This is a genomic window from Polynucleobacter sp. Nonnen-W13, assembly GCF_018881735.1.
Lineage (GTDB): Bacteria > Pseudomonadota > Gammaproteobacteria > Burkholderiales > Burkholderiaceae > Polynucleobacter.
This window is the reverse complement of sequence record NZ_JACVPU010000003.1, coordinates 238,047-263,443: the sequence shown is the minus strand read 5'-3', so window position 1 is coordinate 263,443 and position 25,397 is coordinate 238,047. Positions and strand designations below refer to the sequence as shown.

Sequence of the window (25,397 nt, the reverse complement as noted above, 5' to 3'; positions counted from 1 at the left end):
ATGAGTTCTTTACCCCCACCTTCTTTTGAATCTAAAGTCTGCGTTCCGACTGAGTTGGAGGCTCGTATTGCGGCGCTTCCGAGACCCTTGGTATTTACGAATGGCGTCTTCGATATCCTGCATCGAGGGCATGCCAGCTACCTAGCCCAAGCTAGGGCAATGGGCGCTAGCCTTGTAGTAGGGGTGAATTCAGATGCCTCGGTCAAAATGCTAGGCAAGGGTGATGACAGGCCTATTAATACTGAATCTGATCGCCAGGCTTTATTGGCAGCGCTTGAGAGTGTCGACTTGGCGGTGTTATTTACAGAAGAGACCCCGGTGAATCTGATTGCCAAGATTCATCCTGATATTTACGTTAAGGGAGGAGATTATGAAATCGACTCCCTGGAGGAGACTCGCCTCGTGAAAACTTGGGGTGGTGTAGCAGTTGCTATCCCATTTTTATATGAGCGCTCTACAACAACGCTATTGGGCAAGATCCGAACAAGTTAAGGTGTTTGGCGGTTTATAGGTTTTGCAAGAGCCAAGCCCAAAGCCCGCGTAGTACCAAGCCCTCAATGGGTTCTACTGGTAGCGCTGCTAGCTCTGGAAACTGTTTAATTTCATTTGCCAAAATTTTGGCATTGCCCCCATCAAGCCAAATTCGCTCAACGGGATGATGCATCGCTTTGGCTAAGTAGGCTGCCCGCAGTATTGCCCCCATTTGCGCAGCATCACAACCGCCTGTAATCGCCTCATCAGTAGTGAAGCCAAAGCTCGCTTGAGCTTCAGGCTTATTAGCCCGAACTGCCAATGGAAGTTGGGCTGTATTTTGTTGCAGGCTTTCTTGCATCAGGTTTAAGCCTGGCAGGATCCAGCCACCGTAATGGACGCCATTGCCGCCTAGTAAGTCAATGGTAGTGGCCGTCCCAGCATTAATCACCAGCGTATTGGTGCTGGAGAGAGCTCTTGCGCCAATCAGTGCAGCCCACCGATCTGCTCCCAATTTGCTGGGGTCTTGATAGAGTGTTCGCAAGCCTTGATACGGACTGCTGCCTGTGAATTGTTTCCACTCAAGATCTTGCCATTGCGGAAAGAGCTTGCGTAAATTTTCAATAGCAGCATCACCTGCTACGCAACAAAAGCCAATAGCATCTGGTTTAGGTAAGGTTTTAGAAATATAGGCAGACAGCTCAGCGCGTAGTTCGGGTGACTGGAAAGATTTGGTGCCGATCGACCCAGAATATGCCCATAGTTTTTTATTGCGGTCTGCAATGTTTTGTGTAGATTCGACTGCGGCCCACTTGAGCCGAGTGTTGCCAAGATCAAATACTAAATACAGACTCATGATTGAGCTCGCAAAGAAACATCGCCCGCATGAATGACGATAGATTTGTCATGCTGAAGAAGAACAAGAGCGCCAGAGTGATCTACTCCGGAAGCGATACCAATGATGGGCTCTTGGCCGGCGCCTGATATGCAAACAGGCTGGCCATTAAAGGCGTCCCAATTTGACCAGGAATCTTTAAAATAGCTAAACCCATGTTGTTCAAATTGGGTTAAATGCCTTTCAAATGACTCAATCAGCTTTAGCCAAATGAACTCCGTATCTGGTATCGGTGCATGATGAGATACGAGTTGATCCAAAGCGGCAGCACCTAAAGCAGTTTGATTTTCTGATTTCTGTTGAATCAATTCTGCATTACGTAAGTTCAGTCCTAGGCCAATCACCATCCAAGTGGGCGCACTTGGACTGGTTTGTCCGCCTTCAATTAGGATGCCGCCAAGTTTGGCATTGTTCAGTAGTAAATCATTGGGCCACTTCAGCCTGAGACCTTGTTGGTGAAGAGTAGTTTCATGGATGCCTAAGGCTCCAGCAATGCCTGAAATAACCGCCAGTCCAATGACTAGACTCAGTCCGCTCAATTCATGGGGGCGTTTATTGAATGGGTAGGCTAAGGAGAAGCACAGCGCATCTCCAGGATTGGAAAGCCAAATTCTTCCGGCCCTACCCTTGCCGGAAGTCTGATCGTGGGCAATACGAGCTACCGGATCAATTAATTCACCGGCACGCCAACGGGCTAATAAATCATCATTAGTTGATTTGGTGGTGGCAACACGTTCGAGGATGCAATTCGGACTCATTTTTCTATTGTAGAAAGATCTAGGCTGGCTGACCTAGAATAAGGGAATGCAACACGAAGAACAGCGTCCTCGCAAGTTTGTTTGGCCTCTCCAGGCAATGCCTTTGGCTCGGGCTATTAGCTTGAGCTATGCGCTTTTAATCATTTATGTCAGCCTGAATCCCTTCGATTTCAGTTTTGATAATGGGATCGCCCCATGGGCATGGTTGGATGCGCCTTTACCCCGCTTTATTACGCTATTTGATGTGTCAGTCAACGTCTTGGCCTATATCCCTCTTGGGTTTCTGCTGGTCTTTGCCTGCTACCCACGTTGGCGTAATTTTGTTGCCTTAAGCGTCGCCTTGAGCTTTAGTGCTGCATTGGCTTTTAGTGTTGAGTCGCTACAAACTTGGTTGCCCACCCGCATTCCGAGCCAAATGGATTGGTGGGCCAATGTGTTGGGCGGTTTGATGGGCGGCTTGTTAGCCATTCCATTAGGTCCCCAGTGGCTTTCTGGGAGCGCAGTTCGTCGCTGCTTTGACCAATGGTTTGGCTTGAACTGGGCTGCTTGTGCCTTATTTCTACTTTTCCCCTGGGCTCAGATCTATCCACAGAGCTCTTGGTTAGGTACGGGGGTGTGGGGGCATGCAATTTTTGCCTCCGTTGATTGGGGCACTATGGTGGTAAATCATGTCATCCAGGAATCGATTATTACGGCGGTCTGTTGGCTTGGTACAGGGCTCTTACTGTCATTGGGGATGCGCGAAAAAGCGCCCCAATGGAAAATCTTAAACAGCCTCCTTTGCTTCACTGTTTTAGTCAAGATTGCCTTTACGGCATTGCAGTTCGGTGCGGAATTTGGCTTGTTGTGGCTCACGGCGGGGGCTATTTGGGGGATGGTGCTAGGCAGTCTATTGCTTAGATGGACTCTCCAATTTTCTTTACCCAGTAAAGCTTGGCTTGCAATCGCCTGTTTAGTTACTGCCACCCTGGTGATTAATTTCCTGCCAGACAACCCGTATTTCATTTTGACATTACGGCATTGGTATCAAGGTCGGCTATTACACTTTAATGAATTAATGCAATGGGTTTCAGTAGTATGGTTGCCATTGGCATTATTTTGGGTCATCCGAAATAGAGCCACCTTTAATTTAAAACCTTGATTGAGATGACATATGAGTTTTAAGCACCATGTTTTTTTCTGCCTAAACCAGCGCAGTAATGGCGAAGATTGTTGCGATCGTCATAATGCTTTTGCTCTTTTTGAATACGCAAAAAAGCGTGTCAAAGAATTGGGCTTATCTGGCCCCGGAAAAATTCGCATTAATAAAGCAGGATGTTTAGACCGTTGTGCCGATGGCCCGGTGGCGGTCATTTATCCAGAGGGCATTTGGTACACATTTATTGACACTGAAGATGTGGAAGAAATCATCCAGTCACACTTAATGCAAGGACGCCCAGTAGAGCGTCTGCAGTTAGCTTGAAAAGATTTCAGAAAGTTTCTTCATGAACAGTCGTACAAAAATAATTCAGATTGATGGCGTTGTGGGTCAAATCGAAATGTCGATTGATCTACCAGATGAATTAAAAAATAATCCTGATTTTTTGGTGAGAGGTTTAGCTTTAGTTGCGCATCCACACCCACTGATGGGCGGAACGATGGATAACAAAGTGGCGCAAACCATGGCACGTGCTTTTAATCAATTGGGGTACGTTAGTGTGCGTCCTAATTTTCGCGGAGTAGGGGCTACTGCCGGTGTACATGATGATGGCATTGGTGAGATGGAAGACCTACTATACGTCACTGATTGGATGCGCACGCCTTCAAGCTGGAATCAATTTGAGGCGACTGCTCAACAGGCATGGGTACAGACTGCCAATACTTTGCCTTTAGTGGTTTCTGGATTTTCATTTGGCAGCTTCGTTGGAACCCATTTAGTGCAGCGCTTGGCAGAGCTAGGGCGCGCAGCTGAGCGGCTCGTCATGGTGGGTAGTGCGGCTGGAAAATGGGTCTTAGCACCTGTGCCTGCTGATACGATTTTGATTCATGGTGAGGTGGATGAAACTATTCCTTTGATCGATGTCTTAGATTGGGCGCGCCCTCAAGAGTTAACAGTACAAGTGGTACCAGGTGCCGATCATTTTTTCCACCGACGTTTACATTGCATACGTAACATCATTACTAGCGCTTGGTTGGGTATGCCTGATCATCGCAATCAATAGAGTTAATAGAAAAGTTAAAAGAATATGACTGAAGATAAAAAATCCCTCATTGAATACCCATCAGAGTTTCCGATTAAGGTAATGGGCAAAGCCAATCCAGAATACTTGCCCGCAATCTTGCACATTGCCCGCCAATTTGACCCCACGTTCGATGAGAGCAAGGTTGAGCAGCGACCCTCTAAAGATGGAAATTACCTAGGTATTACATTGCCAATCACTGCTACTAGTCGAGAGCAGTTAGATGAGTTGTACCGTACTTTATCGACGCATCCCTTGGTTAGTGTTGTCCTCTAAATTATCCGCATGAGTTTTTTAGTAAAACATTTAGGGATAGCTGAATACGAGTCAACTTATCAAGCGATGCGAGATTTTACGCAGCAGCGAGATGGCGATACCCCAGATGAAATTTGGATTCTTGAGCATCCCCCAGTTTTTACTTTGGGTTTAGCGGGAGATGCGAGCAACTTGCATTCTCCCAGCAATCAAATCCCATTAGTGCAGGTTGATCGTGGCGGTGAGATCACGTATCACGGACCTGGACAAATCGTGGTGTATTTACTGCTCGATCTGAGGCGTTTGGGCATTTTTGTAAAAGAGCTTGTCAACCGAATTGAGCAGGCTTTAATTGATACATTGGCAGATTTTGCTATTCAGGCAGAAAGACATGCTGGCGCACCTGGTATTTATCTTGCTCAGGAGGATTCAATACAGGCAGGGTATCGAGGTGCCAAGATTGCCGCCCTAGGTCTCAAGGTCTCCAAAGGGTGCTCTTATCATGGACTTGCTCTAAATGTATCGACCGATTTAGCTGCTTTTGCCCGAATTCACCCATGTGGTTATGAGGGCTTAAAGACGATCGATATGGAAACTCTTGGGATCAAGGACAATATAGACATTATTAGCCAAACCCTTTTGGGGCATTTGCAAAAGCAACTGATTTCATCATGACCACCAATAAGCCGGATCTCGATTCCACTGTCACTAGTAGCAATAGTCGACAGGATCTTAACTACGACGCCTCGCGCAAGCAGAAGTCGAGCGAGAAGACTGCACGTATTCCAATCAAGATTATTCCCTTGGAGCAAGTGCTCAAAAAGCCCGATTGGATTCGAGTAAAAGCTGCTTCTGGAAATTCTCGCTTTTCTGAGATTAAAAAGATTCTTCGAGAAAATGAGTTAGTCACCGTTTGCGAAGAAGCAAGTTGCCCCAATATTGGTGAGTGCTTTGGTAAAGGTACGGCTACCTTCATGGTCATGGGTGATAAATGTACACGCCGTTGCCCATTTTGTGATGTAGGTCATGGTAGACCAGATCCACTAGATACAAAAGAGCCGGGTAATTTAGCGCGCACGATTGCTGCTCTAAAATTAAATTATGTGGTGATTACTAGCGTAGATCGCGATGATTTACGTGACGGTGGCGCGATGCATTATGTGGACTGTATTTCTCAGTCACGCGATCTCTCCCCGAATACATGTATTGAAGTATTGGTACCAGATTTTCGTGGCCGCTTAGATAAGGCTTTAGATATTTTTTCTGAGCATGCGCCAAAAGGCCTACCTGATGTCATGAATCACAATCTAGAAACCGTACCGCGTTTGTATAAACAAGCGCGTCCTGGCGCAGACTACGCACACTCATTGAAGCTGCTGAAAGACTTTAAGGAGCGCTTTCCACATATTCCAACCAAAAGTGGTTTGATGGTGGGATTGGGCGAGACGGACGAAGAGATCTTAGCGGTGATGCGTGATATGCGTGAGCACAATATTGATATGCTGACGATTGGTCAGTACCTAGCACCGTCTGGTCACCATCTCCCAGTGCAGCGCTATGTCCATCCAGATGTCTTTAAGCATTTTGAAGAAGAAGCTTATGCAATGGGCTTCTCACATGCTGCTGTGGGCGCGATGGTGCGCTCTAGCTATCATGCAGATGAGCAAGCACACAGTGCAGGTGTTACCTAAACTTATGCTTCAAAAGTTTGGCGTAGTTCTGGCACTTGCATTTCTACTTTCTGCTTGCAGTCCTAAATTAGATTGGCGGACTGTGCAGTCTCCACAAGAGGGTTATAGCGCTCTCTTTCCAGGTAAGCCTGAAAAGATTGAGCGACGACTGCCATATCAAAGCCAAGAAATTCCACAAACCTTGGAAGCAGTCAAAATTGAGGATGATATTTATTCGGTGAGTTCGATTCGTTTGAGTCAAGAGCAAGCTAGCCTAGCGCCTAATTTATTAGAGCAGGTGCAAGGTAACTTATTGAATCGCGCAAATGTAACTCTGGGGAGTGCCGTTAGTGTTGATGCGCTTTATCGGACTGCAAATAAACAGCGTGCCGCCACTAAAGATTATTTTTTAGAATTTAAATCTTCGGGCAGGGTAGAGCAGTCAATGCGGGTTCGTTGGATCACCAGAATGACACCAGATAATGGGGTTTGGATTTATCAGATTTCGGTTTTGCATACTGCACCAGTACGAGTGGATGCCAAAACGTTTTTCTCTGAAGACGCGTACTTAAGTTTCTTTGATGAGTTTCATCCGGAATAGTTTCCAGATGAAAAAATTCTGATTAAGACTTTTCTAGGGCGGCTACCTTAGCTTCAAGAGCCTCTAACTTCTCTCTAGTCTTTGCCAAAACTTTAGATTGCAGCTCAAACTCTTCGCGAGTAACCAAGTCCATTTTCTGAAAACCTTGATTCATCATGGCGCGCACATTCTTTTCAATCTCTTGCGCTGGTGAATTGCGAATGGCATCACCAACCTTGTTCTGCATATCGCTAGCAATACGCTGGATTTGTTCTAGGATTTCGCCTGGTTTTTGCATAATGCTGACCGCCGTTCTATTGAAATTTGCTTAAAAGATACAGAGGGTATTTTAAGTTGTTGAGCTAAAAACAGGCAAAACCAACTAAAAAATGCTGCATATGCACCTAAATGAACGAAAATAGTGCATATCTAAGCACCAAAATTGTGCATAAGCCTTATTTAGGTGAATTGTGACAAATCCATTAGCCTCCCAGCCTTCATGATCTCTTCATGCAATAAAGCATCTATCCCTTTTTTATGACCACTAAGGAGTTTCATATGAAAACGATTCAAAAGTCAGCCATCGCTCTTGCAGCTTCTGGCTTATTCGCAACAGCAGCATTTGCACAGACAGCTCCTGCAGCTGAGGCTCCAGAAGCCAGCCCTATTACAGCCAACGTAACAGTGGTGAATGACTACCGTTATCGCGGTCTAACTCAGTCAAACTTTAAGCCAGCCATCCAAGGTGGATTTGATTACGCTCATGAGAGTGGCTTTTATATTGGTAACTGGAATAGTTCTATCAGCTGGATTAGTGATGGTTATGGTGCTTCTGGATATCCTAACAAAGCTACAGTTTCCTCGCAGGTAGAAATGGATTTTTACGCTGGCTTTAAGAAAGAATTTATCGGCGAAGGCTTTGCAAGCGATGTTGGAGTCTTGCAGTACTTTTATCCTACATCTGGATTGCCAGGCATGGGATTGAATGCTAGAGCATCAGCTGCATCAAATACTGCAACATTAAGTGCCGCAGGATCACGTCAATCTGCTGGTGTGAATCCAAACACTACAGAACTTTATGCGGCACAGAACTTTACATTCGGCCCAACAACAGGTTTTATAAAATTGTCGTATGCATTAACACCACTTTTTGGAATATATAACAGCACAGGTTCTATGTATCCTGATTTGACAATTAATCACGATACAGGCTTTTATGGTATTACATTAAACGGCCATGCAGGCTATCAGAAGGTTACGAATAACTCTGGGAACTATAATTTTAGTTATGCAGACTGGAAACTTGGTTTAACTAAAGATTTTGGAGGCGGTTTATCTGGTGCTATTGCCTATGTTGGTACAAATGCCAAAAGTATCTCGGGCACCCCAATTTATGCAACGCCACAAAATGCTAATGCTGGAAAAGCTGGCGGTTTAATTTCCTTAACAAAAACTTTCTAATTCCTTCCTCTGAACGGAGAAACATATGAAATTAATTACCGCAATCATCAAGCCCTTCAAGCTTGACGAAGTGCGCGAAGCTCTCTCGGAAGTGGGAGTTTCGGGCATCACAGTCACTGAAGTTAAAGGCTTTGGTCGTCAAAAGGGTCACACTGAGTTGTATCGCGGTGCTGAGTATGTAGTTGACTTTTTGCCGAAGGTAAAAATTGAAGCTGCTGTTGAAGATGGCATCTTGGAGCGAGCGATTGAAGCAATTGAAAAATCTGCTCGTACTGGAAAAATTGGCGACGGTAAGATTTTTGTCTCCCCAGTTGAACACGTCATTCGCATTCGTACCGGTGAAACCGGCGCGTCAGCACTTTAAAGAGAGGTTCAAAATGTTAACTTGGATGAAACGACTCCTAGCTGGAAGCGCAATGGCCTTGGCTATTGGCGCAACTAGCGTGATGGTAGCTTCACCGGCTTTTGCTGATGAGGCTAAGCCAGTTGCCGCTGCGGCTGCGGCTGCAGTTGCTGCTGCTCCTGCATTAGTTCCTAACAAGGGTGATACAGCTTGGTTATTGGTGTGTACAGCACTAGTAATCTTGATGACATTGCCTGGTTTGGCTTTGTTTTATGGCGGCTTGACACGCAGTAAGAACATTCTCTCTGTACTCGTACAGTGTATGTTTGTATTTGCATTGATCACAGTGTTGTGGTCCCTTTATGGATACAGCTTTGCATTTACTGAAGGTGGCGCATTCATTGGTGGACTTGATCGTTTGTTCTTGCAAGGTATTACTCCAGATTCAGTTGCCGCAACATTTAGCAAAGGCATTGTGATTCCTGAGTATGTATTTATGGCCTTCCAAGCTGCATTTGCAACGATTACTTGCTGCTTGATCATTGGTTCATTTGCCGAGCGCGCAAAGTTTTCTGCAATTGTGTTGTTTGTCATTCTTTGGTTCACTTTCAGCTACATACCAATCGCTCATATGGTTTGGTTCTGGCCTGGTCCTGATGACATCAAAGATGCTGCATCGCTTGAGGCAATCACAGCGCGTGCTGGTTGGCTGTGGCAGAAGGGTGTTCTAGACTTTGCTGGTGGTACCGTTGTCCACATCAATGCTGCGATCGCAGGTTTGGTAGGTTCATTCGTGATCGGTAAACGTTTGGGTTACGGCAAAGAAGCAATGAAGCCACACAACTTAGTGTTCGTGATGATTGGTGCTTCACTATTGTGGTTCGGTTGGTTTGGTTTCAATGCTGGCTCTGCTCTCGAAGCAAACGGCAGTGCAGCCTTGGCATTCGTAAATACATTATTGGCAACCGCTGCAGCAGTATTGAGCTGGTCAGTTGCTGAGTGGGTTCACAAAGGTAAGCCTTCCATGTTGGGTGGTGCATCTGGTTGCGTAGCAGGTTTAGTGGCAATTACCCCAGCTGCAGGTTTCGTTGGCCCAATGGGTGCGCTCGTAATCGGTGCGGCTGCTGGCGTTATCTGCTTGTGGGGTGTTTCTGGTCTCAAGAAGCTTTTGGGTTCAGATGACAGCTTGGACGTATTCGGTGTGCACGGCGTTGGCGGTATCTTGGGCGCTTTGTTAACTGGTGTTTTCGCAGACCCAGCTTTAGGTGGAACAGGCATTTGGGATTATGTAGCGAATGCTGCAGCCCCTGATTACTCTATCGCTAGCCAATTGTGGATTCAGAGCCAAGGCGTGATCGTGACCTTAATTTGGTCTGGCGTAGTTTCTTATATCGCCTTCAAATTGGTTGATATGGTGGTTGGCCTGCGCGTTAAGGAAGATGAAGAGCGCGAAGGTTTGGATATCAGCTCCCACGGTGAGTCCGCTTACGAGTCTTAATTAGCTTTTTTACCCCTTACTGGGCGGCTTTAGTTAGCTGCCCGGTTTTTAAGCGCGGGATCCTCGGATTCCGCGTCTTTCTTTTAAAAAATCTTACAATGGTGAAATGGTTCCACATCTCATCACTGCCCTAAGCGGCCCCCTTCTCGATCTTGAGTCAAAGGTATTAGAAGCAACCCCAACGATTGAGCGCTGGTTTAGGCTTGAGTGGCAAGAGCATACCCCGCCGTTTTATTGCTCAGTTGACTTGCGTAACGCCGGCTTTAAGCTTGCACCAGTTGATACAAACCTCTTCCCAGGTGGTTTTAACAACCTATCACCCCAAATGTTACCTTTAGCGGTGCAGGCGGCAATGGCGGCAATCGAGAAGATTTGCCCTGAGGCAAAAAATTTACTATTGATACCTGAGCGACACACTCGCAATACTTTCTACTTACAGAATATTGCGCGTTTATCTTCGATCCTGCGTCAAGCGGGACTTAATGTCCGCCTAGGCACCTTGTCTGATGAAATTAAAAAGCCAACTTGGATTGATCTGCCTGATGGCAATCGCCTCTTGATGGAGCCTTTATCTCGTTTGGGTCTGAAGAAGCAACGTCTTGGGTTAAAGGATTTCGATCCTTGCTCAATTTTGCTGAACAATGATTTATCAGCAGGCATTCCTCCGATCTTAGAAAATCTGCATGAGCAGTATCTCTTGCCGGGTCTGCATGCTGGCTGGCACGTCCGCCGTAAGTCGAAACACTTTGCTGCTTACGATGAGGTCGCTAAAAAGTTTGCAAAGGTAGTTGATATTGATCCCTGGATGATCAATCCTTATTTTGCAAGCTGCTCTGATGTGAACTTCCATGAGCGTAAGGGTGAAGAAGAATTGCAGAATGCTGTCGAGAAAGTTCTTAAGAAGACTGCCAAGAAGTACCGTGAGTACGGGATTAAAGAAAAACCATACGTAGTTGTCAAAGCAGATGCTGGTACATATGGCATGGGTGTGATGGTGGTAAATGATCCGGCCCAGCTCAAAGACCTGAACCGCAAAGACCGCAATAAGATGAGTGTTGTAAAAGAAGGTCTTGAGGTAAGTGATGTATTGATTCAGGAAGGTGTCTATACCTTTGAGAAGGTCAATGAAGCTGTTGCGGAGCCGGTGGTGTACATGATTGATCGCTATGTGATTGGTGGCTTCTATCGAGTGCATACTGACCGCGGCCCTGATGAAAATTTGAATGCTCCAGGGATGCATTTTGTACCTTTAGCATTTGAGCAAAACTCTATCCCAGATCTGGGCGCAAAGCCTGGCAGTGCACCGCCAAATCGTTTTTATCTATATGGCGTCGTTGCTCGTCTAGCCCTGCTGGCGGCCTCTCTAGAGTTAGAGCGCTCTGATCCGAATGCTGAATCTGCTTAATCTATTCGGATGCTGACATGAACCTGCTTTTCATTGCGGATCCTTTGGAGTCTTTTAAGGTTAGTAAAGATTCCACCTTAGCAATGATGCGAGTTGCGCAAGAAGCAGGGCATCAACTTTGGTTTTGCGAAAGTCGCAATATCCTTTGGAGAAATGATTTTGTAGTGGCAGATTGCTCCTCTCTCGATATCAAACCAAGCGGTAGAACATGGTTTGAATTGGGCGCTGTAGAAGAGCGCCCACTAAATACCTTTAACGCAGTCATGATGCGCACTGACCCGCCATTTGATATTGAATATCTTAATGCCACCTGGCTACTGTCTGCTGCTGTTCGTCAGGGTGCGAGAGTATTTAATAGCCCAACTGCTATTCGGGATCATTCCGAAAAGATATCGATCACTGAGTTTCCGGAACTCATTCCACCAACTTTAGTAACGCGCGAACTCAGTGCGATTGAAGTGTTTCATCAAGAGTATCAAGATATTGTGATTAAGCCCCTTGATGGTATGGGTGGTATGGGTGTGTTTCGTGTTGGGCCAGATGGCATCAATCTGGCAAGTATTGTTGAGACCCTTGGCGAGAATGGCGCACGTACTTTGATGGTGCAAAGATTTTTGCCGGAGATTATGCAAGGTGATAAACGGGTATTGCTGATCGGCGGTGAGGTGGTGCCATTTTCTCTAGCTCGCATCCCACAGGGTAGTGAAATCCGAGGTAATTTGGCTGCTGGGGGTAAGGGCGTAGCAATGCCTCTGACGGATGCTGAGAGAAAAGTTGCGGAGCGTTTGGCCCCCATTTTGAATGCCCGGGGCTTATTCTTGGTAGGATTAGATTTAATTGGTGCATATGTCACAGAAATTAATGTGACAAGCCCAACTTGTTTTGTAGAAATTACTGAGCAAAGTGGATTTGATGTCCCAAAATTTTGGTTAACCGCGCTTGAAAAGGCATTGGCATAAGCATGGTTGGAATCGTCATAGTTGCCCACACCCCAGTAGCAAGTGCGATGCTTGGATTTGCTGAGCATGCTTTCGGTGTGATGCCGGAGAGAGTGAGGGCTGTCGACGTTCCACCCTACGAAGATATCAAAGTCAGTTTCGACCGAGTCTTAAAAGCAGCCTACGGAGTTAATACGGGTCAGGGCGTTTTAATTTTGACTGATGTGATGGGTGCCACTCCGGCCAATGTGGCATCAAAGCTTGAAGCCCTAGGCCCGCTGTCGGGCCTGAATGCCCCCGTAATTGTTTTAGCGGGACTCAATTTGCCTATGCTGATGCGATGTATTTCTCATCGCGGCGAGGGCTTAGAAGAGTTGGCCCATAAAGCGCTTCAGGGCGGTCAAAATGGCATTCTGCGTTTAGGTTCTAAAGCCCCTCAAGCCACTACAGAGAAATAGGATTCCCGATGCCTGTTGCTGAAATCGAAATTATTAATAAGTTGGGCTTACATGCTAGAGCATCAGCCAAGCTATCCCAGCTTGCTGCTGAGTTTCCTTGCGAAATCTTCTTATCTCGCAATGGTCGTCAAATCAACGCCAAGAGCATTATGGGTGTCATGATGCTGGCCGCTGGGATTGGAAGTACGGTCACTCTAGAAACTGTTGGGGAAAAAGAAGATGAGGCAATGCAGGCTTTAACTGCATTGATCAATGATCGATTTGGTGAGGGCGAATAAGGATGACTTTTGCTTTGCACGGAATTGCAGTCTCCAAGGGAATTGCTATTGGGAAGGCTGTACTGATATCACGTGCTGCATTAGAGGTTAGTCATTACTTAGTTGAAGCAGGTAAAGAAGAGGATGAGGCTCAAAAATTATTAGATGCTTTTGAGCAGGTGCGCCAAGAATTGGAGCAATTGCGTCAAGGCTTGCCTAAAGACGCGCCACAAGAAATGGCTGCATTCTTAGATGTCCACAGCATGATTCTGGCAGATCCAGCTTTAGCGCAGAAGCCTATTAAATTAATTCGCACTCAGAGGTTAAATGCTGCTTGGGCTTTAACAACCGAACTGAATGATCTTTTAGAGCAGTTTGCAGATATTGAGGATGCCTATTTAAAAGAGCGTGCCAACGATATTCGTCAGGTAGCAGAGCGTGTAGTCAAGGCTTTGAATGCCCAGAAAAAGGACTCTCTACGCGATGCTGATTTTTTGCCTGCGACCGATATTGGCGTTGAGTCCATTATTGTTGCTCACGATATCGCTCCTCATGACATGTTGCGTTTCAAAGACCATGCCTTTACAGGATTTGTAACTGACCTTGGCGGTAAAACCTCTCATACCGCTATTGTTGCGCGTAGTATGGAAATTCCGGCTGTAGTCGGTGTGCGACATGCTAGTGAAATGATTCGGCATGGCGATTGGTTGATATTAGATGGAGAGCATGGGGTTGTCGTTGTTGCGCCCGATGAACAACTCCTTGCCGAGTATCGCAAGCTACAAGCCCAAGCATTAAAAGAGGCCCGCAAGCTAAGGCAGTTAAAACATTCTAAGACAGAAACAACTGATCGTGTCGAGATTGAGTTATTTGCCAATATTGAATTGCCCGAAGATGCCATTCAGGCGGTAAAGTTGGGTGCTGTAGGTGTTGGTTTATTCCGCTCTGAATTTTTATTTATGGATCGCAAGCAAGCCTTGCCTGACGAAGAGCGGCAGTACGAAGAATATCGTCGCGTAGTCGATTTAATGCATGGATTACCCGTCAATATTAGAACCATTGATGTTGGCGCCGATAAGGCCCTAGGTGGAGGTGGTGATATTTCTCAAACTGGTGCATCACCGCTTGGGTTACGAGCGATTCGCTGGTCTTTGACAGAGCCTGAAATCTTTTTGACGCAACTCAGGGCAATTTTGCGCGCATCGGCTCATGGTCAGGCACGCATCATGATTCCGATGCTGGCTCATGCCAAAGAAATCGATGAAACATTGAGGTTAATTGAAAAAGCAAAGCAACAATTACATCAGCGTGGTCAGGCATTCAATCCCAATATTCAAGTTGGCGCAATGATTGAAATTCCGGCAGCTGCCCTGATGCTACCGTTGTTTATCAATCGATTTGATTTTCTTTCTATCGGTACGAATGATTTAATTCAGTACACTTTGGCAATTGATCGCGCAGATCATGCAGTCGCACACCTATACGACCCTTTGCACCCTGCAATTCTGAATTTGCTGTCTAGCATTATCGATCAAGCCAAGCGCGCTGATGTGCCGGTTGCTGTTTGTGGGGAGATGGCTGGTGACCCTGCGTTAACAAAACTATTACTTGCCCTTGGGCTGACTGATTTCTCTATGCATTTCAGTCAACTATTGTTAGTCAAGCGTGAGATATTAAAAGCAAATGTAGGTCTATTAAAAGCGCGTGCCCCTAGGGTACTTCGTGCTTATGAGCCTGAAGAGCAGGCTAAAGCATTGGAGTATTTGCTCTCTTAATTCCTTAGTGTTGGGAGCCGCACACTTTACAGGCGGGATTACGAGCAATGCGAATCTCATCAATCTGAGTATTCATGGCATTCCACAGCAACATTCTTCCAACGAGAGTCTGACCAAAGCCAATCAATACCTGAAGAGCTTGGGCCGCTTGCATTGCGCCAATAATGCCAACGAGAGGGGAAAAGATGCCCATACTAGCGCAGCTGACTTCTTCAAACTGTTCTTCCGGAGAGAAAAGGCAGGCGTAGCAGGGGGATGCCTCACTGCGAAAATCAAAGACATTGAGTTGACCATCAAATTTGAGGGCAGAACCAGAGACGAGTGGAGTCTTATGGATAAAGCAGGCTTGATTGATCAGCTGGCGAGTAGCAAAGTTATCCGTGCAATCTAAAACGAGATGAACTGCTGGCAAGAGTGTATTTAGTAAATCTTCCGAAGCCTTTTCTGAGATTGCATTGATCGTGAGGGCGGGATTCAGACTTTGTAAAAATTGTTTCCCAGATTCCACTTTAGTCTTACCTATCGAGTTCTGGGTATGCATGATTTGTCGCTGCAAATTAGTGAGCTCGACTTGGTCGTGATCAACTAGCGTTATCTCTCCTACGCCAGCAGCAGCTAGATAAGGTGCGGCTGCGCTGCCTAGTCCACCAGCACCAATGATGAGTATGTGCGAGCCAAGCAACTTTTCTTGGCCAGCAACATCAATTTCTTCTAGTAATAAATGCCTCGAGTAGCGAAGCAGCTGCTCATCGTTCATGTATTGGCCTAATGCTAAAACTTACTCTAGCTTAGAGGCTGAGCGTTTTACAGGCTCACCATTAATAAATGCGACTGCCTGAGTCAGCATAAAATCATCTGCACTGCCAAGCTCGACAGGCTTCTTCGACTTTTCTTTTTCTTTCTCTTCTGGAGTCTTCTTGGCATTTTTTTCTTCAATACGTTGTAACTCTTCTAAGCGACGTTTTTCTCGCTCGGAGGCTAGCTTTTCCTCCGAAGATTGCTTATTACGCAAATGCTTCTCGCTGTCGATCTCGCGAGTGATCAATACATCGTCAGGATCGCCATCTTTATTTTGATCAACTGCAATATCAGGTTTGATGCCATACGCTTGAATGGATTTGCCACTTGGTGTGTAGTAATACGCCGTAGTGATTTTCAATGCCGAGTCATTGGTGAGGGGGCGGACTGTTTGTACCGAGCCTTTACCGAAAGTCGTTTTACCAATAATGGTTGCACGTTTGTAATCTTGTAATGCGCCAGCCACAATTTCAGAGGCTGATGCTGAATAAGCATTTACTAAAACTACCATTGGCAATTTTTTATACATCGCTGGTACACCAGCTAAAGGATCACCAGGCTCACTGAGGCGATACATCGCTGGTGTCGCATTAAAGACCTGCTTAGAGTCAGCTGTCTGCCCTTTGGTGGAAACGATGACAGCATCCGCTGGCAAGAAAGCAGCAGCAACACCGACTGCACCCTGTAGCAAGCCACCACCATTGTTTCTGAGATCAAGAATAATCCCCTTCATTTTAGGATCTTGATTTGCAAGCTCAGTTAACTTCTTAGCAAGATCAGGAATAGTACGTTCTTGAAAGCTCGTTACTCTGACCCAAGCAATGTTGTTATCCAAAATTTTGGCTTTGACGGATTGCACTTTAATTTCAGCACGGGTAATGGTTACCGGAAAGCTACGCTCTTCACTTTTACGGAAGACGGTCAAAGTAATTTTTGTACCAGGTGTGCCGCGCATGGTGCGCACTGCTTTATCTAAGGACATGCCACGAACCGGTTTATCGTCCAAGCGAGTAATGAGGTCACCAGCTTGGAGCCCAGCGCGTGCTGCAGGACTATCTTCAATTGGATTGAGTACTTTAACAACGCCATCTTCCGAGGTGATTTCAATACCAAGTCCAGCAAACTTACCGCTGGTTTGCTCTTGCATTTCAGAGAAGTCTTTTTTATCAAGATAGGTGGAGTGAGGATCAAGGCTGCTCACCATACCCTTGACTGCATCGGTTAGCAGTTGTTTATCTTCGATTGGTTCAACATACTCACGCTTGATTTGCGCAAAGACATTCGATAGTGTGCGCAACTCATCCAAAGGGAGCGTAGCGCCCTGTTGAGCTGTAGCTGAAAGCTGGATAGTGGCTGCAACCCCGGCGATGAGGCCGACAGAGACTAGGGCAAAGTTCTTGAAAAATACGCGCATATTTCTGTTTTACCTTAATCCAAATAAAAATGCTGAATAGGTTTGAGATTGTCATCAAGCTCGTAAACAAGCGGGATGCCATTGGGGACATTGATTTCCATGATGTCCTGATCAGAAACCTGGTCGAGATACTTAATTAAAGAGCGAATGCTATTACCGTGTGCGACAAGTAATACGCGCTTACCTGCTTTGAGGGCGGGTGCGATTGATTCATTCCAAAGGGGTAATACACGCTCGACGTTGTCTTTAAGACACTCCCCCAAGGGAATGTCGGAATTACTCAGTTTTGCGTAACGTGGATCATTTTGAGGATTGCGCTCATCATCCTTTTCTAGGAGCGGTGGGCGAACATCATAGGAGCGACGCCAAATATGAACTTGCGCATCTCCGTACTGTTGGGCAGTTTCGGCTTTATTTAGACCTGTGAGGGCGCCATAGTGACGCTCGTTCAGTCTCCAACTGTGTACCACTGGCAACCACATGAGGTCCATGGTGTCTTGAACATGCCATAGGGTGCGAATGGCTCTTCTGAGTACTGAGGTGTAAGCCACATCAAATTCATAGCCAGCTTTACGGAGGTTTTCACCTGCAGCAAGGGCCTGTTCAGTCCCCTTGGGGGTTAAGTCAACGTCCGCCCAGCCAGTAAATCGGTTTTCAAGGTTCCAGGCGGATTCGCCATGACGAATAAGGACAAGTTGTTTCATAGAGCCATTCTATAATCCGGTGATGAACTTTCTCACACAAATTGATAATTTAGCGCTTATTGCCCTTCTACTAGTTACGGGCGCAGCGCTCTTCCTACCTACATTATCTACGCTTATTAGCGGAAAAGGCTTATCGCCTACCGAAGCGACTATCTGGATCAATCGTCGCAAAGCAGTCGTTTTGGACTTGCGTCCAGCATCCGATTTTAAGATTGGCCATTTACCAGGATCAAAGCATATTTTGGCTGAGCAAATTCCATCTGGAATAGACAAGCTCAAGCTAGATCGTAACAATCCCATCATTTTGGTCTGTGAGTCTGGTGCGAACGCTCGCAAGCTGGTCCCAGAGCTTAATAAGCTGGGGTTCCCAGAAGTTGCAGTCCTAGATGGCGGGGTTCAAGGCTGGCAAGCTGCAGCTTTGCCATTGGTTAAATAATTTAGCGAGTCTCAGATATGCCACCAGTCACGATGTACAGCACCCAAGTGTGTCCATATTGCGTTATGGCAGAGAAGCTTCTGCACAAGAAGGGTGTTGCTAATTTAGAGAAGATTCTGATTGATCGGGATCCTGCGCAGCGCGAGATCATGATGACCCGTACTGGTCGTCGTACAGTGCCACAGATTTATATTGGTGAGACTCATGTTGGCGGTTATGACGACCTAGTTGCTTTAGATCGCGCTGGCCAACTTGATCCACTGCTAGCTTAAAAATTTACTCAGAAAGTTTCCATGACTGAACAAACTACTTCCACCCCAGATACTACTGATAATTCAAAAGAGCCTGGCTTTCGTATTCAACGAATCTACCTCAAGGATCTATCTCTCGAACAACCGCACGCACCCCAAATTTTATTAGTTGCAGCCGAGCCTCAAGTTGAGGTTGAAGTCGATGTTGCAGTTACTCGCTTGGGCGATGAAATTTTTGAGGTTGCATTAATTGCAACGGTCACTGCTAAGGTAGAGGGCAAAGCGCTCTTCTTAGTTGAAGCAAAACAAGCGGGTATTTTTGAATTTAGTAATATTCCTGTAGAGCAAATTGATCCCATGTTAGGTATTGCTTGCCCAACAATTTTGTATCCTTATTTGCGCTCAAATATTGCCGACACCATCAGTCGTGCAGGTTTCCAGCCAATCCATTTGAATGAGATTAATTTCCACGGTATGTACGAGCATCGCATGATGCAGGCTGCCCAAGGAGCTGCAACGGAGAGTAGCTCAGCCGATGAAAGCAAAATCATTCTTCCTCACTAAGCTGGCTTTTAAAGTCCACAGATCATGAAAGTGACGCTGCTTGGAGCTGGCTCATGGGGCACAGCTATGGCAGCGCAAGCTGCACAATATCTTCAGCCGGGCGATGTTTGTCTATGGTCTCGAAGCGTTGAGCAAATTGAAGATATGCAGCACTCAGGCGCAAACACGGCCTATTTGCCTAGTGTCGTCTTGCCTAAGGGTTTGCAATTGGAGGTGAGTTTTGAGCGGGCCATCGAACGCCTTTCTGAAAATGATCTTTTGATAATTGCTACCCCGATGTCCGGTTTATCAGAAACAGTGGCGCAGGTATTGCGCCTTGCAAAACATCCCCTCAATATTGTTTGGTTGTGCAAGGGCCTGGAGCCCAGTACTACCTTATTGCCACACCAAGTAGTGGAACGCGAAGATCAACTACACAGCCATGGCATACGTCATTCTTATGGCGCTCTATCAGGACCTAGTTTTGCCCAAGAAGTTGCTAATGGTATGCCTTGCGCATTAACCGTTGCTAGTCAATCCAATACCTTGTGTGACATTGTTCAGGGTGCCTTCCACCATGGCAATATGCGCATCTATGCCAGCGATGATTTGATTGGTGTCGAGCTAGGCGGCGCCATTAAAAACGTTTTAGCGATTGCGGCTGGTATTGGCGATGGCTTAGACCTTGGCTTAAACGCACGTGCCGCAGTATTAACTCGCGGCCTTGCAGAAATGATGCGCTTAGTAAAAGTGGCCGGCGGCAGACCAGAGACCTGTATGGGATTAACTGGCGTGGGCGATTTGATTTTGACGGCTACGGGAGACCTCTCCCGTAATCGCCGTGTTGGTTTAGCACTAGCAGCAGGAAAACCCTTGCCTGAAATTTTGGATAACTTAGGACATGTTGCTGAGGGTGTCTTATGCGCCTCAGCTGTTGGGAGTCTCGCTACGCGTTTGGGTGTTGAGATGCCAATTACCACCATGATGGGCGAAGTCTTATCTGGAAAACTTTCACCACAGGAAGCAGTTAAAAAACTGATGGGGCGCGATCCCAAGCTTGAAGTTTAGTTTTTTAACTTCCGCCAAGTAATCCGTTTTGGCGCCAAGCCTCATAAACCACAATCGCCACCGTATTCGAGAGATTTAAGCTACGACTACTATCTTGCATTGCTAAGCGCATTTGGTTGGGGCTTGGAATTGAGTCTCTGACTTCTTCAGTGATGCCTTTGGTTTCTGAACCAAAAACAAAATAATCCCCAGGCAAATACGTACCATCATGAAACTTGCCGGAACCCTTGGTGCTTAAGGCAAAAAGACGCTCAGGCTGTGGCTGTTCATCAGCTAGAAATCGTAACCAGTTTTGATGCACTTTGACTTTAGCAAACTCATGGTAGTCCAGGCCAGCTCTGCGTAGTTTGGCATCTTCCATCGGAAAGCCAAGTGGCTCGATGAGATGAAGCTTTGCGCCTGTGTTTGCACATAGGCGAATGATGTTGCCCGTGTTGGGTGGAATTTCTGGTTCGAACAAAACGATATTAAACATGTGTTGAGCTTTATATTAACTTCTTGAGACTGGATACAGCGTTCGTAGAAGAACCCAATTAGTAACATGAGATGCCCCATTGTCCTTCAATACGCGAGCGATTTCATTTAAGGTTGCACCACTAGTCATGACATCGTCAAACACAATGACTGTAGCCGATTCTAGTTGCCCTTGAAATCGAGGGTTGATATAAAACATATCTTGAATAGCAATTTGACGATTAGTACGATTTTCCTTGGCCTGATGCTGGGTATGGTGATGTCGTCTTAAGATGTGTGGGTTTTTATGTATATCTTTGTCACAATCAATCCGCCTAGCCAACTCCCAGCTTTGATTAAAGCCGCGAGCACACAATTTCTCTGGACTCAATGGCACTGGTAGTAAATAGTCTGCCCGTAAATCATTCAAGACCTGAACCATCAGTTGATTCCATGCTGATGTCAGTCCATGTGCGCAAGCAAGACGTCGCTGATATTTGAACAGGTGCAAGGCAGACTGCAATTTACCTTCGTAGCGATCAAGACAGTGAGTTTCATCAAAGTAGGGTGGATTGGTGATGCACTCTCGGCAACGTTTTTCTGTCAGCTCGCTCACTTCAAGAGTAATGCCGCATTGCTGACAGCATTCGTAATTGGATAACTGATCTGCTTCTAATTGGGCCAAGCAATCAACGCAGAGATTGAGTCGCTGAAATGCTCCGCAAACAATGCATGCGCTTGGTAGTAGGTGAGAACAAATTACTTGGAAAATATTCTCTATTGGATGCATGGGTCGCTGAGTATACTGAGCCAATGACCCAATCAATCAGATGGCTTCAGGATGAAATTGCAACACGCATGTTGCAAAAATTAGACATCGTGAAATTAGAACCAAAAGACATTTTGCTGATCCCAGATTTCCTTGGGGTGCATAGTTCGTTTCTGACAAAACGCTTTCCAGGAGTTCGATTTCACACTGCCCCAGAATGCGAGCTATCGGGTTTTAATTTATTTAAATTGAGAGTGGCTCGTTTTTGGAATTCAAGAATGAAGTCGGCATCTGTTGTATCTCTCGATGACTACAAGAAAACAGGTCGCATTAATCTTCCTAGTAATTCCGTAGATTTAGTAGTGAGCGTTCTCTTGATTCAAGATTTAGTTGACCCTATGCATTTTTTGCAGGAGTGCCGGCGAGTACTCAAAGAAGGTGGATTACTGACATTTAGCTACCTGGGCCCAGATACTGCCAAAGAGCTCAGATCCGAACTCTTGGCGCAACAATTACCCGTTCAAAACTTGGCTAGCCCATGGGATATGCACGATATGGGAGATGCCCTACTGGGTGAGCGTTTTTCTGACCCAGTGATGGATATGGAGTTCTTGGGATTGGATTACAGCTCTGACAGCATCCTTCTGTCAGACGCAATTGCTCTCAATTTGCTTGATGCCAACTACCAAAATAGCGCTATAGCTACTCAATTGCCTCAAAAACTGACTTTAGAGGTGGTTTATGGGCATGCCTGGGCTTTGGGTAAGAACCTCGCCAAGGCACAAGATGATGTCGCTTATATTGGTTTAAATCAAATCGGGCGCAAGACTAGGAATGATTCTGCTTAAGTGTAAGTGTTCACTATCTTTTAAACCATTATCAAGATTGAGAGTGGCATAGTTAGTCCGGTTTGTTCTTGAGCCTAATTAACCCTATAATTAGCGCTAGTTGAATTGCTTGATACCGTTTTTTTGGGCTTTCTGAGGCGTATTTCTGCAGAAGCTCACGACAATAAACAGAGAATAAGATGAATTTATTTGGAAAAGTCACTAGGGCTTCGCTCTATTTTGTAGCAGCCTTTGGCACTGCATTTGCACGTGCGGCTGAAGATATGCAGGGTGGTCCAGCAGTAAATCAGCTGAATTTCACTGCCCCAGCCACAAAAATCATGGCAGAGATTCATTGGTTGCATTGGATGATGTTGGTCATTTGCGCTTTGATATTTATTGGCGTTTTCGGCGTCATGTTTTATTCAATCTTGAAGCACCGTAAATCTTTGGGCGCCAAATCTGCGTCATTTCACGAGAGCACCACTGTTGAGATTATTTGGACAGTGATTCCATTGCTGATCGTGATTGGCATGGCTTTGCCAGCAACTAAGACAGTTGTGGCAATGAAAGACACCACTAATTCTGATATCACTATTAAGACTACTGGTTATCAGTGGAAGTGGGGTTACGACTACATCAAAGGCGAAGGCGAAGGAATTAGTTTCTTGTCTACTTTGGCTACTTCCCGTGAGTCCATTAACAATCTTGCCCCGAAATCAAATACCTATTTGATGGAAGTGGACAACGAGATGGTTGTGCCAGTGGGTAAAAAGATTCGCATCATTACAACGGCGAATGATGTGATCCATGCTTGGGCAGTGCCAGCATTTGGCGTGAAGCAGGATGCAATTCCTGGTTTCGTTCGTGACACTTGGTTTCGTGCAGAAAAAATTGGCACTTACCGTGGTCAATGTTCAGAGCTATGCGGCGCACAACATGCTTTTATGCCGATCGTAGTGAAAGTCGTCTCCCAAGAGGACTACACCAAATGGGTAGATGAGAAGAAAAAAGAAATGGGTTCCGCTTCGGATGATCCAGCTAAGGTTTACACCTTGGATGAGCAGAAAGAGCGTGGCGCCAAGGTTTACGCAGCTAACTGCGCAGCATGCCACCAGCCAAACGGCAAAGGTGCCGGTGCCTTCCCAGCATTAGATGGCAGCAAGATGGTGCTTGGGCCAAAAGCAGCTCAATACAACATCCTAATTAATGGCAAAGGTGCAATGCCTAAGTGGGCTGGCGTGATTTCTGATGGCGATATTGCTGCAGTGATGACTTATACCCGTAATGCATGGAGCAACAAAACGGGTGAAGTGATTCAGACCCAAGATATTGTTTCTGCACGTGCTGGCAAGTAATTATTTTAAGAATTTATACAGATCAAACTAAACCGGAGTAATCCATGAGCACCATTTCAACTACCCACGATCACGCACACGACCATGCGCATGATGACCATACGCCACATGGCTGGCGCCGTTGGTTGTTTGCAACTAACCATAAAGATATTGGTACGATGTACCTGATCTTCTCGTTTATCAGCTTGCTCGCTGGTGGTGTAATGGCTTTGGGTATTCGTTTGGAGTTGTTCCAGCCAGGTCTGCAGTTTTTACGCCCAGAGTTTTTCAACCAGTTAACCACTATGCATGGACTGGTGATGGTGTTCGGCGCCATCATGCCGGCCTTTGTTGGATTTGCGAACTGGATGATTCCTTTGCAAATCGGCGCATCTGACATGGCGTTCGCTCGTATGAACAACTTTAGCTTCTGGATTTTGCCAGTGGCTGCTTGCTTGTTATTTGGTTCATTCTTGGCTCCTGGTGGTGCTCCTGCTGGTGGTTGGACTTTGTACGCTCCACTTACATCACAGATGGGCCCAGGTTTAGATATGGCCATCTTTGCACTTCACTTGTTAGGTGCTTCTTCAATCATGGGCTCGATCAACATCATCGTGACTATTTTGAACATGCGCGCTCCTGGTTTGACTTTAATGAAGATGCCAATGTTCTGCTGGACATGGTTGATTACTGCTTACTTGTTGATTGCTGTTATGCCAGTGTTGGCAGGCGCGATCACTATGGTTTTGACAGATCGCCACTTTGGCACTTCTTTCTTCTCTGCAGTTGGCGGTGGTGATCCAATTATGTTCCAGCATATTTTCTGGTTCTTTGGTCATCCAGAGGTTTACATCATGATTCTTCCAGCATTCGGAATCGTGAGCGAAATCATTCCAGCATTCTCAAGAAAAACATTGTTTGGTTATAGCTCAATGGTTTATGCAACTGCATCCATTGCGATCTTGTCATTCATTGTTTGGGCGCACCACATGTTTGCAACTGGTATGCCGGTAACTGGTCAGTTATTCTTTATGTATGCCACGATGTTGATTGCTGTTCCAACAGGCGTAAAGATTTTCAACTGGGTTGCAACTATGTGGAAAGGTTCCATGACCTTTGAAACCCCGATGTTGTGGTCAGTTGGATTTATATTTGTATTTACTATGGGTGGTTTTACCGGTTTGATTTTGGCAATGGCCCCAATTGATATTGGCTTGCAAGATACGTATTACGTTGTTGCTCACTTCCACTATGTCTTAGTAGCCGGTTCCTTGTTTGCGATGTTCGCTGGTTTCTACTACTGGTGTCCAAAGTGGACTGGCTACATGGCTAATGAGACTCGTGGCAAGATCCATTTCTGGACTTCCATGGTTTTCTTTAACGTCACTTTCTTCCCAATGCACTTCCTGGGCTTAGCAGGTATGCCACGTCGTTATGCTGACTACCCAACACAGTTTGCTGACTTTAATACGATCGCATCGATTGGCGCACTCGGATTTGGTTTGTCTCAGGTTTACTTCTTGCTGTTTGTGGTTCTGCCTGCTTATAGCGGCAAGGGTGTAAAAGCTTCAATGAAGCCATGGGATGGTGCCAAAGGTTTGGAATGGACAGTGCCATCACCAGCACCACACCACACATTTGAAACGCCTCCAAGCACTGCAGAGTTAAATGCTGCAGGAATCTAAACTAGCCGAACACAAATCCCAGTCTGCCAGTAATCGCAGATTGGGCTTTATTCTTTTCAGTGTTGTTCTAGTATTCTTTTTAGGCATCCTGATTAAACGAGGCTTATTAGCTTAAAGCCCTCCGAATAC

The 25,397-nt window shown here is 45.9% G+C and carries 32 protein-coding genes; 24 read left to right on the top strand and 8 right to left on the bottom strand.

Annotation, left to right across the window (positions count from 1 at the left end):
* Positions 1–492, top strand: coding sequence for a D-glycero-beta-D-manno-heptose 1-phosphate adenylyltransferase (gene rfaE2 / locus ICN27_RS09890; RefSeq protein ID WP_216269891.1), 492 nt, complete (start codon positions 1–3; stop codon positions 490–492).
* Positions 493–505: 13 nt separating this feature from the next.
* Here rfaE2 and ICN27_RS09885 read toward each other — a convergent pair whose 3' ends face one another.
* Entirely contained in the window at positions 506–1,327 is an 822-nt protein-coding gene (locus ICN27_RS09885) for a type III pantothenate kinase (protein ID WP_215308551.1), read from the bottom strand.
* Positions 1,324–2,124 (bottom strand): biotin--[acetyl-CoA-carboxylase] ligase, encoded by an 801-nt coding sequence (locus tag ICN27_RS09880; RefSeq protein ID WP_216269890.1) that lies wholly within the window; start codon positions 2,122–2,124, stop codon positions 1,324–1,326. The genes ICN27_RS09885 and ICN27_RS09880 overlap by 4 nt, the downstream gene beginning before the upstream one ends.
* A 46-nt stretch (positions 2,125–2,170) precedes the next feature.
* On the opposite strand from ICN27_RS09880, the gene ICN27_RS09875 reads away from it, so the two are divergent.
* Genes ICN27_RS09875 through ICN27_RS09845 form a run of 7 tightly spaced genes read left to right on the top strand, consistent with a single transcriptional unit; the run spans position 2,171 to position 6,869 of the window.
* A complete protein-coding gene (locus ICN27_RS09875; RefSeq protein WP_216269889.1) occupies positions 2,171–3,265 on the top strand; it encodes a VanZ family protein in 1,095 nt (364 codons plus the stop codon).
* 12 nt (positions 3,266–3,277) lie between these two features.
* Positions 3,278–3,586 (top strand): ferredoxin, encoded by a 309-nt coding sequence (locus ICN27_RS09870; RefSeq protein ID WP_215308548.1) that lies wholly within the window; start codon positions 3,278–3,280, stop codon positions 3,584–3,586.
* A gap of 22 nt (positions 3,587–3,608) precedes the next feature.
* Positions 3,609–4,325 (top strand): alpha/beta hydrolase, encoded by a 717-nt coding sequence (locus ICN27_RS09865; protein WP_216269888.1) that lies wholly within the window; start codon positions 3,609–3,611, stop codon positions 4,323–4,325.
* A 24-nt stretch (positions 4,326–4,349) separates the two neighbouring features.
* Positions 4,350–4,619: a YbeD family protein gene (locus tag ICN27_RS09860; protein WP_215305480.1), complete on the top strand. Its 270-nt coding sequence runs from the start codon at positions 4,350–4,352 to the stop codon at positions 4,617–4,619.
* 9 nt (positions 4,620–4,628) lie between these two features.
* Positions 4,629–5,273 (top strand): lipoyl(octanoyl) transferase LipB, encoded by a 645-nt coding sequence (lipB, locus tag ICN27_RS09855; RefSeq protein ID WP_215308546.1) that lies wholly within the window; start codon positions 4,629–4,631, stop codon positions 5,271–5,273.
* On the top strand, positions 5,270–6,289 hold the full coding sequence (lipA, locus tag ICN27_RS09850; RefSeq protein WP_216269887.1) for a lipoyl synthase: 1,020 nt from the start codon (positions 5,270–5,272) through the stop codon (positions 6,287–6,289). The genes lipB and lipA overlap by 4 nt, the downstream gene beginning before the upstream one ends.
* A gap of 4 nt (positions 6,290–6,293) precedes the next feature.
* The gene (locus ICN27_RS09845) at positions 6,294–6,869 is read left to right on the top strand and encodes a hypothetical protein (RefSeq protein ID WP_216269886.1); all 576 of its coding nucleotides are present in this window, start codon (positions 6,294–6,296) and stop codon (positions 6,867–6,869) included.
* 22 nt (positions 6,870–6,891) lie between these two features.
* On the opposite strand, the gene ICN27_RS09840 is transcribed toward ICN27_RS09845, so the two are convergent.
* Entirely contained in the window at positions 6,892–7,146 is a 255-nt protein-coding gene (locus tag ICN27_RS09840) for an accessory factor UbiK family protein (protein ID WP_215325890.1), read from the bottom strand.
* A gap of 260 nt (positions 7,147–7,406) precedes the next feature.
* On the opposite strand from ICN27_RS09840, the gene ICN27_RS09835 reads away from it, so the two are divergent.
* The 8 genes from ICN27_RS09835 to ptsP all read left to right on the top strand — a co-directional run bounded on the left by ICN27_RS09835 (position 7,407) and on the right by ptsP (position 14,983).
* The gene (locus tag ICN27_RS09835; protein WP_215308542.1) at positions 7,407–8,309 is read left to right on the top strand and encodes a TorF family putative porin; all 903 of its coding nucleotides are present in this window, start codon (positions 7,407–7,409) and stop codon (positions 8,307–8,309) included.
* 25 nt (positions 8,310–8,334) lie between these two features.
* A complete protein-coding gene (locus tag ICN27_RS09830; RefSeq protein ID WP_011903792.1) occupies positions 8,335–8,673 on the top strand; it encodes a P-II family nitrogen regulator in 339 nt (112 codons plus the stop codon).
* Positions 8,674–8,686: 13 nt separating this feature from the next.
* Entirely contained in the window at positions 8,687–10,150 is a 1,464-nt protein-coding gene (locus tag ICN27_RS09825; RefSeq protein WP_215308541.1) for an ammonium transporter, read from the top strand.
* A gap of 106 nt (positions 10,151–10,256) precedes the next feature.
* Entirely contained in the window at positions 10,257–11,555 is a 1,299-nt protein-coding gene (gene gshA, locus ICN27_RS09820; RefSeq protein ID WP_216269885.1) for a glutamate--cysteine ligase, read from the top strand.
* 17 nt (positions 11,556–11,572) lie between these two features.
* Positions 11,573–12,514 (top strand): glutathione synthase, encoded by a 942-nt coding sequence (gshB, locus tag ICN27_RS09815; protein WP_216269884.1) that lies wholly within the window; start codon positions 11,573–11,575, stop codon positions 12,512–12,514.
* Positions 12,515–12,516: 2 nt separating this feature from the next.
* Positions 12,517–12,951: a PTS sugar transporter subunit IIA gene (locus tag ICN27_RS09810; RefSeq protein WP_215308538.1), complete on the top strand. Its 435-nt coding sequence runs from the start codon at positions 12,517–12,519 to the stop codon at positions 12,949–12,951.
* A gap of 8 nt (positions 12,952–12,959) precedes the next feature.
* Entirely contained in the window at positions 12,960–13,229 is a 270-nt protein-coding gene (locus ICN27_RS09805) for an HPr family phosphocarrier protein (protein ID WP_015422104.1), read from the top strand.
* A 2-nt stretch (positions 13,230–13,231) separates the two neighbouring features.
* Complete coding sequence (ptsP, locus tag ICN27_RS09800) at positions 13,232–14,983, top strand: phosphoenolpyruvate--protein phosphotransferase (protein WP_216269883.1); 1,752 nt, start codon at positions 13,232–13,234, stop codon at positions 14,981–14,983.
* Positions 14,984–14,987: 4 nt separating this feature from the next.
* On the opposite strand, the gene ICN27_RS09795 is transcribed toward ptsP, so the two are convergent.
* The 3 genes from ICN27_RS09795 to gpmA are packed head-to-tail and all read right to left on the bottom strand — an operon-like array spanning position 14,988 to position 17,899.
* On the bottom strand, positions 14,988–15,740 hold the full coding sequence (locus tag ICN27_RS09795; RefSeq protein ID WP_216269882.1) for a molybdopterin-synthase adenylyltransferase MoeB: 753 nt from the start codon (positions 15,738–15,740) through the stop codon (positions 14,988–14,990).
* Between the two features lie 21 nt (positions 15,741–15,761).
* Entirely contained in the window at positions 15,762–17,195 is a 1,434-nt protein-coding gene (locus tag ICN27_RS09790; RefSeq protein WP_216269881.1) for a S41 family peptidase, read from the bottom strand.
* 14 nt (positions 17,196–17,209) lie between these two features.
* On the bottom strand, positions 17,210–17,899 hold the full coding sequence (gene gpmA, locus ICN27_RS09785; protein ID WP_215308534.1) for a 2,3-diphosphoglycerate-dependent phosphoglycerate mutase: 690 nt from the start codon (positions 17,897–17,899) through the stop codon (positions 17,210–17,212).
* Between the two features lie 22 nt (positions 17,900–17,921).
* On the opposite strand from gpmA, the gene ICN27_RS09780 reads away from it, so the two are divergent.
* Genes ICN27_RS09780 through ICN27_RS09765 form a run of 4 tightly spaced genes read left to right on the top strand, consistent with a single transcriptional unit; the run spans position 17,922 to position 20,197 of the window.
* A complete protein-coding gene (locus ICN27_RS09780) occupies positions 17,922–18,335 on the top strand; it encodes a rhodanese-like domain-containing protein (protein WP_215308533.1) in 414 nt (137 codons plus the stop codon).
* 17 nt (positions 18,336–18,352) lie between these two features.
* On the top strand, positions 18,353–18,607 hold the full coding sequence (gene grxC, locus ICN27_RS09775; RefSeq protein WP_215308532.1) for a glutaredoxin 3: 255 nt from the start codon (positions 18,353–18,355) through the stop codon (positions 18,605–18,607).
* Positions 18,608–18,628: 21 nt separating this feature from the next.
* On the top strand, positions 18,629–19,150 hold the full coding sequence (gene secB / locus ICN27_RS09770; protein WP_215308531.1) for a protein-export chaperone SecB: 522 nt from the start codon (positions 18,629–18,631) through the stop codon (positions 19,148–19,150).
* A 24-nt stretch (positions 19,151–19,174) separates the two neighbouring features.
* Positions 19,175–20,197 (top strand): NAD(P)H-dependent glycerol-3-phosphate dehydrogenase, encoded by a 1,023-nt coding sequence (locus ICN27_RS09765; protein ID WP_216269880.1) that lies wholly within the window; start codon positions 19,175–19,177, stop codon positions 20,195–20,197.
* Positions 20,198–20,201: 4 nt separating this feature from the next.
* Here ICN27_RS09765 and trmL read toward each other — a convergent pair whose 3' ends face one another.
* Positions 20,202–20,672, bottom strand: a complete 471-nt coding sequence (gene trmL / locus ICN27_RS09760; RefSeq protein ID WP_215308529.1) for a tRNA (uridine(34)/cytosine(34)/5-carboxymethylaminomethyluridine(34)-2'-O)-methyltransferase TrmL — start codon at positions 20,670–20,672, stop codon at positions 20,202–20,204.
* Between the two features lie 15 nt (positions 20,673–20,687).
* A complete protein-coding gene (locus tag ICN27_RS09755; RefSeq protein WP_216269879.1) occupies positions 20,688–21,440 on the bottom strand; it encodes a ComF family protein in 753 nt (250 codons plus the stop codon).
* Positions 21,441–21,463: 23 nt separating this feature from the next.
* On the opposite strand from ICN27_RS09755, the gene ICN27_RS09750 reads away from it, so the two are divergent.
* The 4 genes from ICN27_RS09750 (at position 21,464) to ICN27_RS09735 (ending at position 25,383) form a co-directional block, all read left to right on the top strand.
* Positions 21,464–22,267 (top strand): methyltransferase domain-containing protein, encoded by an 804-nt coding sequence (locus tag ICN27_RS09750; protein ID WP_255535105.1) that lies wholly within the window; start codon positions 21,464–21,466, stop codon positions 22,265–22,267.
* Between the two features lie 179 nt (positions 22,268–22,446).
* Complete coding sequence (gene coxB, locus ICN27_RS09745) at positions 22,447–23,604, top strand: cytochrome c oxidase subunit II (protein WP_216269877.1); 1,158 nt, start codon at positions 22,447–22,449, stop codon at positions 23,602–23,604.
* A 44-nt stretch (positions 23,605–23,648) separates the two neighbouring features.
* Complete coding sequence (ctaD, locus tag ICN27_RS09740; RefSeq protein WP_215308527.1) at positions 23,649–25,268, top strand: cytochrome c oxidase subunit I; 1,620 nt, start codon at positions 23,649–23,651, stop codon at positions 25,266–25,268.
* Positions 25,252–25,383: a cytochrome oxidase small assembly protein gene (locus tag ICN27_RS09735; RefSeq protein WP_216269876.1), complete on the top strand. Its 132-nt coding sequence runs from the start codon at positions 25,252–25,254 to the stop codon at positions 25,381–25,383. Before ctaD ends, ICN27_RS09735 begins: the two co-directional genes overlap by 17 nt.
* Positions 25,384–25,397: the final 14 nt, after the last annotated feature.

Excerpts from the sequence above, each read along its gene's own strand:
- ICN27_RS09780 (WP_215308533.1), top strand. The coding sequence starts at position 17,922 with ATGAACTTTCTCACACAAATTGATAATTTAGCGCTTATTGCCCTTCTA.
- ICN27_RS09835 (WP_215308542.1), top strand. The coding sequence starts at position 7,407 with ATGAAAACGATTCAAAAGTCAGCCATCGCTCTTGCAGCTTCTGGCTTA.
- grxC (WP_215308532.1), top strand. The coding sequence starts at position 18,353 with ATGCCACCAGTCACGATGTACAGCACCCAAGTGTGTCCATATTGCGTT.
- gshB (WP_216269884.1), top strand. The coding sequence starts at position 11,573 with ATGAACCTGCTTTTCATTGCGGATCCTTTGGAGTCTTTTAAGGTTAGT.
- lipB (WP_215308546.1), top strand. The coding sequence starts at position 4,629 with ATGAGTTTTTTAGTAAAACATTTAGGGATAGCTGAATACGAGTCAACT.
- coxB (WP_216269877.1), top strand. The coding sequence starts at position 22,447 with ATGAATTTATTTGGAAAAGTCACTAGGGCTTCGCTCTATTTTGTAGCA.
- ICN27_RS09805 (WP_015422104.1), top strand. The coding sequence starts at position 12,960 with ATGCCTGTTGCTGAAATCGAAATTATTAATAAGTTGGGCTTACATGCT.
- ICN27_RS09825 (WP_215308541.1), top strand. The coding sequence starts at position 8,687 with ATGTTAACTTGGATGAAACGACTCCTAGCTGGAAGCGCAATGGCCTTG.
- rfaE2 (WP_216269891.1), top strand. The coding sequence starts at position 1 with ATGAGTTCTTTACCCCCACCTTCTTTTGAATCTAAAGTCTGCGTTCCG.
- lipA (WP_216269887.1), top strand. The coding sequence starts at position 5,270 with ATGACCACCAATAAGCCGGATCTCGATTCCACTGTCACTAGTAGCAAT.
- ICN27_RS09810 (WP_215308538.1), top strand. The coding sequence starts at position 12,517 with ATGGTTGGAATCGTCATAGTTGCCCACACCCCAGTAGCAAGTGCGATG.
- gshA (WP_216269885.1), top strand. The coding sequence starts at position 10,257 with ATGGTTCCACATCTCATCACTGCCCTAAGCGGCCCCCTTCTCGATCTT.
- ICN27_RS09885 (WP_215308551.1), bottom strand. The coding sequence starts at position 1,327 with ATGAGTCTGTATTTAGTATTTGATCTTGGCAACACTCGGCTCAAGTGG.
- ICN27_RS09765 (WP_216269880.1), top strand. The coding sequence starts at position 19,175 with ATGAAAGTGACGCTGCTTGGAGCTGGCTCATGGGGCACAGCTATGGCA.
- ICN27_RS09840 (WP_215325890.1), bottom strand. The coding sequence starts at position 7,146 with ATGCAAAAACCAGGCGAAATCCTAGAACAAATCCAGCGTATTGCTAGC.
- ptsP (WP_216269883.1), top strand. The coding sequence starts at position 13,232 with ATGACTTTTGCTTTGCACGGAATTGCAGTCTCCAAGGGAATTGCTATT.
- ICN27_RS09755 (WP_216269879.1), bottom strand. The coding sequence starts at position 21,440 with ATGCATCCAATAGAGAATATTTTCCAAGTAATTTGTTCTCACCTACTA.
- trmL (WP_215308529.1), bottom strand. The coding sequence starts at position 20,672 with ATGTTTAATATCGTTTTGTTCGAACCAGAAATTCCACCCAACACGGGC.
- ICN27_RS09795 (WP_216269882.1), bottom strand. The coding sequence starts at position 15,740 with ATGAACGATGAGCAGCTGCTTCGCTACTCGAGGCATTTATTACTAGAA.
- secB (WP_215308531.1), top strand. The coding sequence starts at position 18,629 with ATGACTGAACAAACTACTTCCACCCCAGATACTACTGATAATTCAAAA.
- ICN27_RS09830 (WP_011903792.1), top strand. The coding sequence starts at position 8,335 with ATGAAATTAATTACCGCAATCATCAAGCCCTTCAAGCTTGACGAAGTG.
- ICN27_RS09865 (WP_216269888.1), top strand. The coding sequence starts at position 3,609 with ATGAACAGTCGTACAAAAATAATTCAGATTGATGGCGTTGTGGGTCAA.
- ICN27_RS09860 (WP_215305480.1), top strand. The coding sequence starts at position 4,350 with ATGACTGAAGATAAAAAATCCCTCATTGAATACCCATCAGAGTTTCCG.
- ICN27_RS09845 (WP_216269886.1), top strand. The coding sequence starts at position 6,294 with ATGCTTCAAAAGTTTGGCGTAGTTCTGGCACTTGCATTTCTACTTTCT.
- ICN27_RS09750 (WP_255535105.1), top strand. The coding sequence starts at position 21,464 with ATGACCCAATCAATCAGATGGCTTCAGGATGAAATTGCAACACGCATG.
- ctaD (WP_215308527.1), top strand. The coding sequence starts at position 23,649 with ATGAGCACCATTTCAACTACCCACGATCACGCACACGACCATGCGCAT.
- gpmA (WP_215308534.1), bottom strand. The coding sequence starts at position 17,899 with ATGAAACAACTTGTCCTTATTCGTCATGGCGAATCCGCCTGGAACCTT.
- ICN27_RS09790 (WP_216269881.1), bottom strand. The coding sequence starts at position 17,195 with ATGCGCGTATTTTTCAAGAACTTTGCCCTAGTCTCTGTCGGCCTCATC.
- ICN27_RS09875 (WP_216269889.1), top strand. The coding sequence starts at position 2,171 with ATGCAACACGAAGAACAGCGTCCTCGCAAGTTTGTTTGGCCTCTCCAG.
- ICN27_RS09870 (WP_215308548.1), top strand. The coding sequence starts at position 3,278 with ATGAGTTTTAAGCACCATGTTTTTTTCTGCCTAAACCAGCGCAGTAAT.
- ICN27_RS09735 (WP_216269876.1), top strand. The coding sequence starts at position 25,252 with ATGCTGCAGGAATCTAAACTAGCCGAACACAAATCCCAGTCTGCCAGT.
- ICN27_RS09880 (WP_216269890.1), bottom strand. The coding sequence starts at position 2,124 with ATGAGTCCGAATTGCATCCTCGAACGTGTTGCCACCACCAAATCAACT.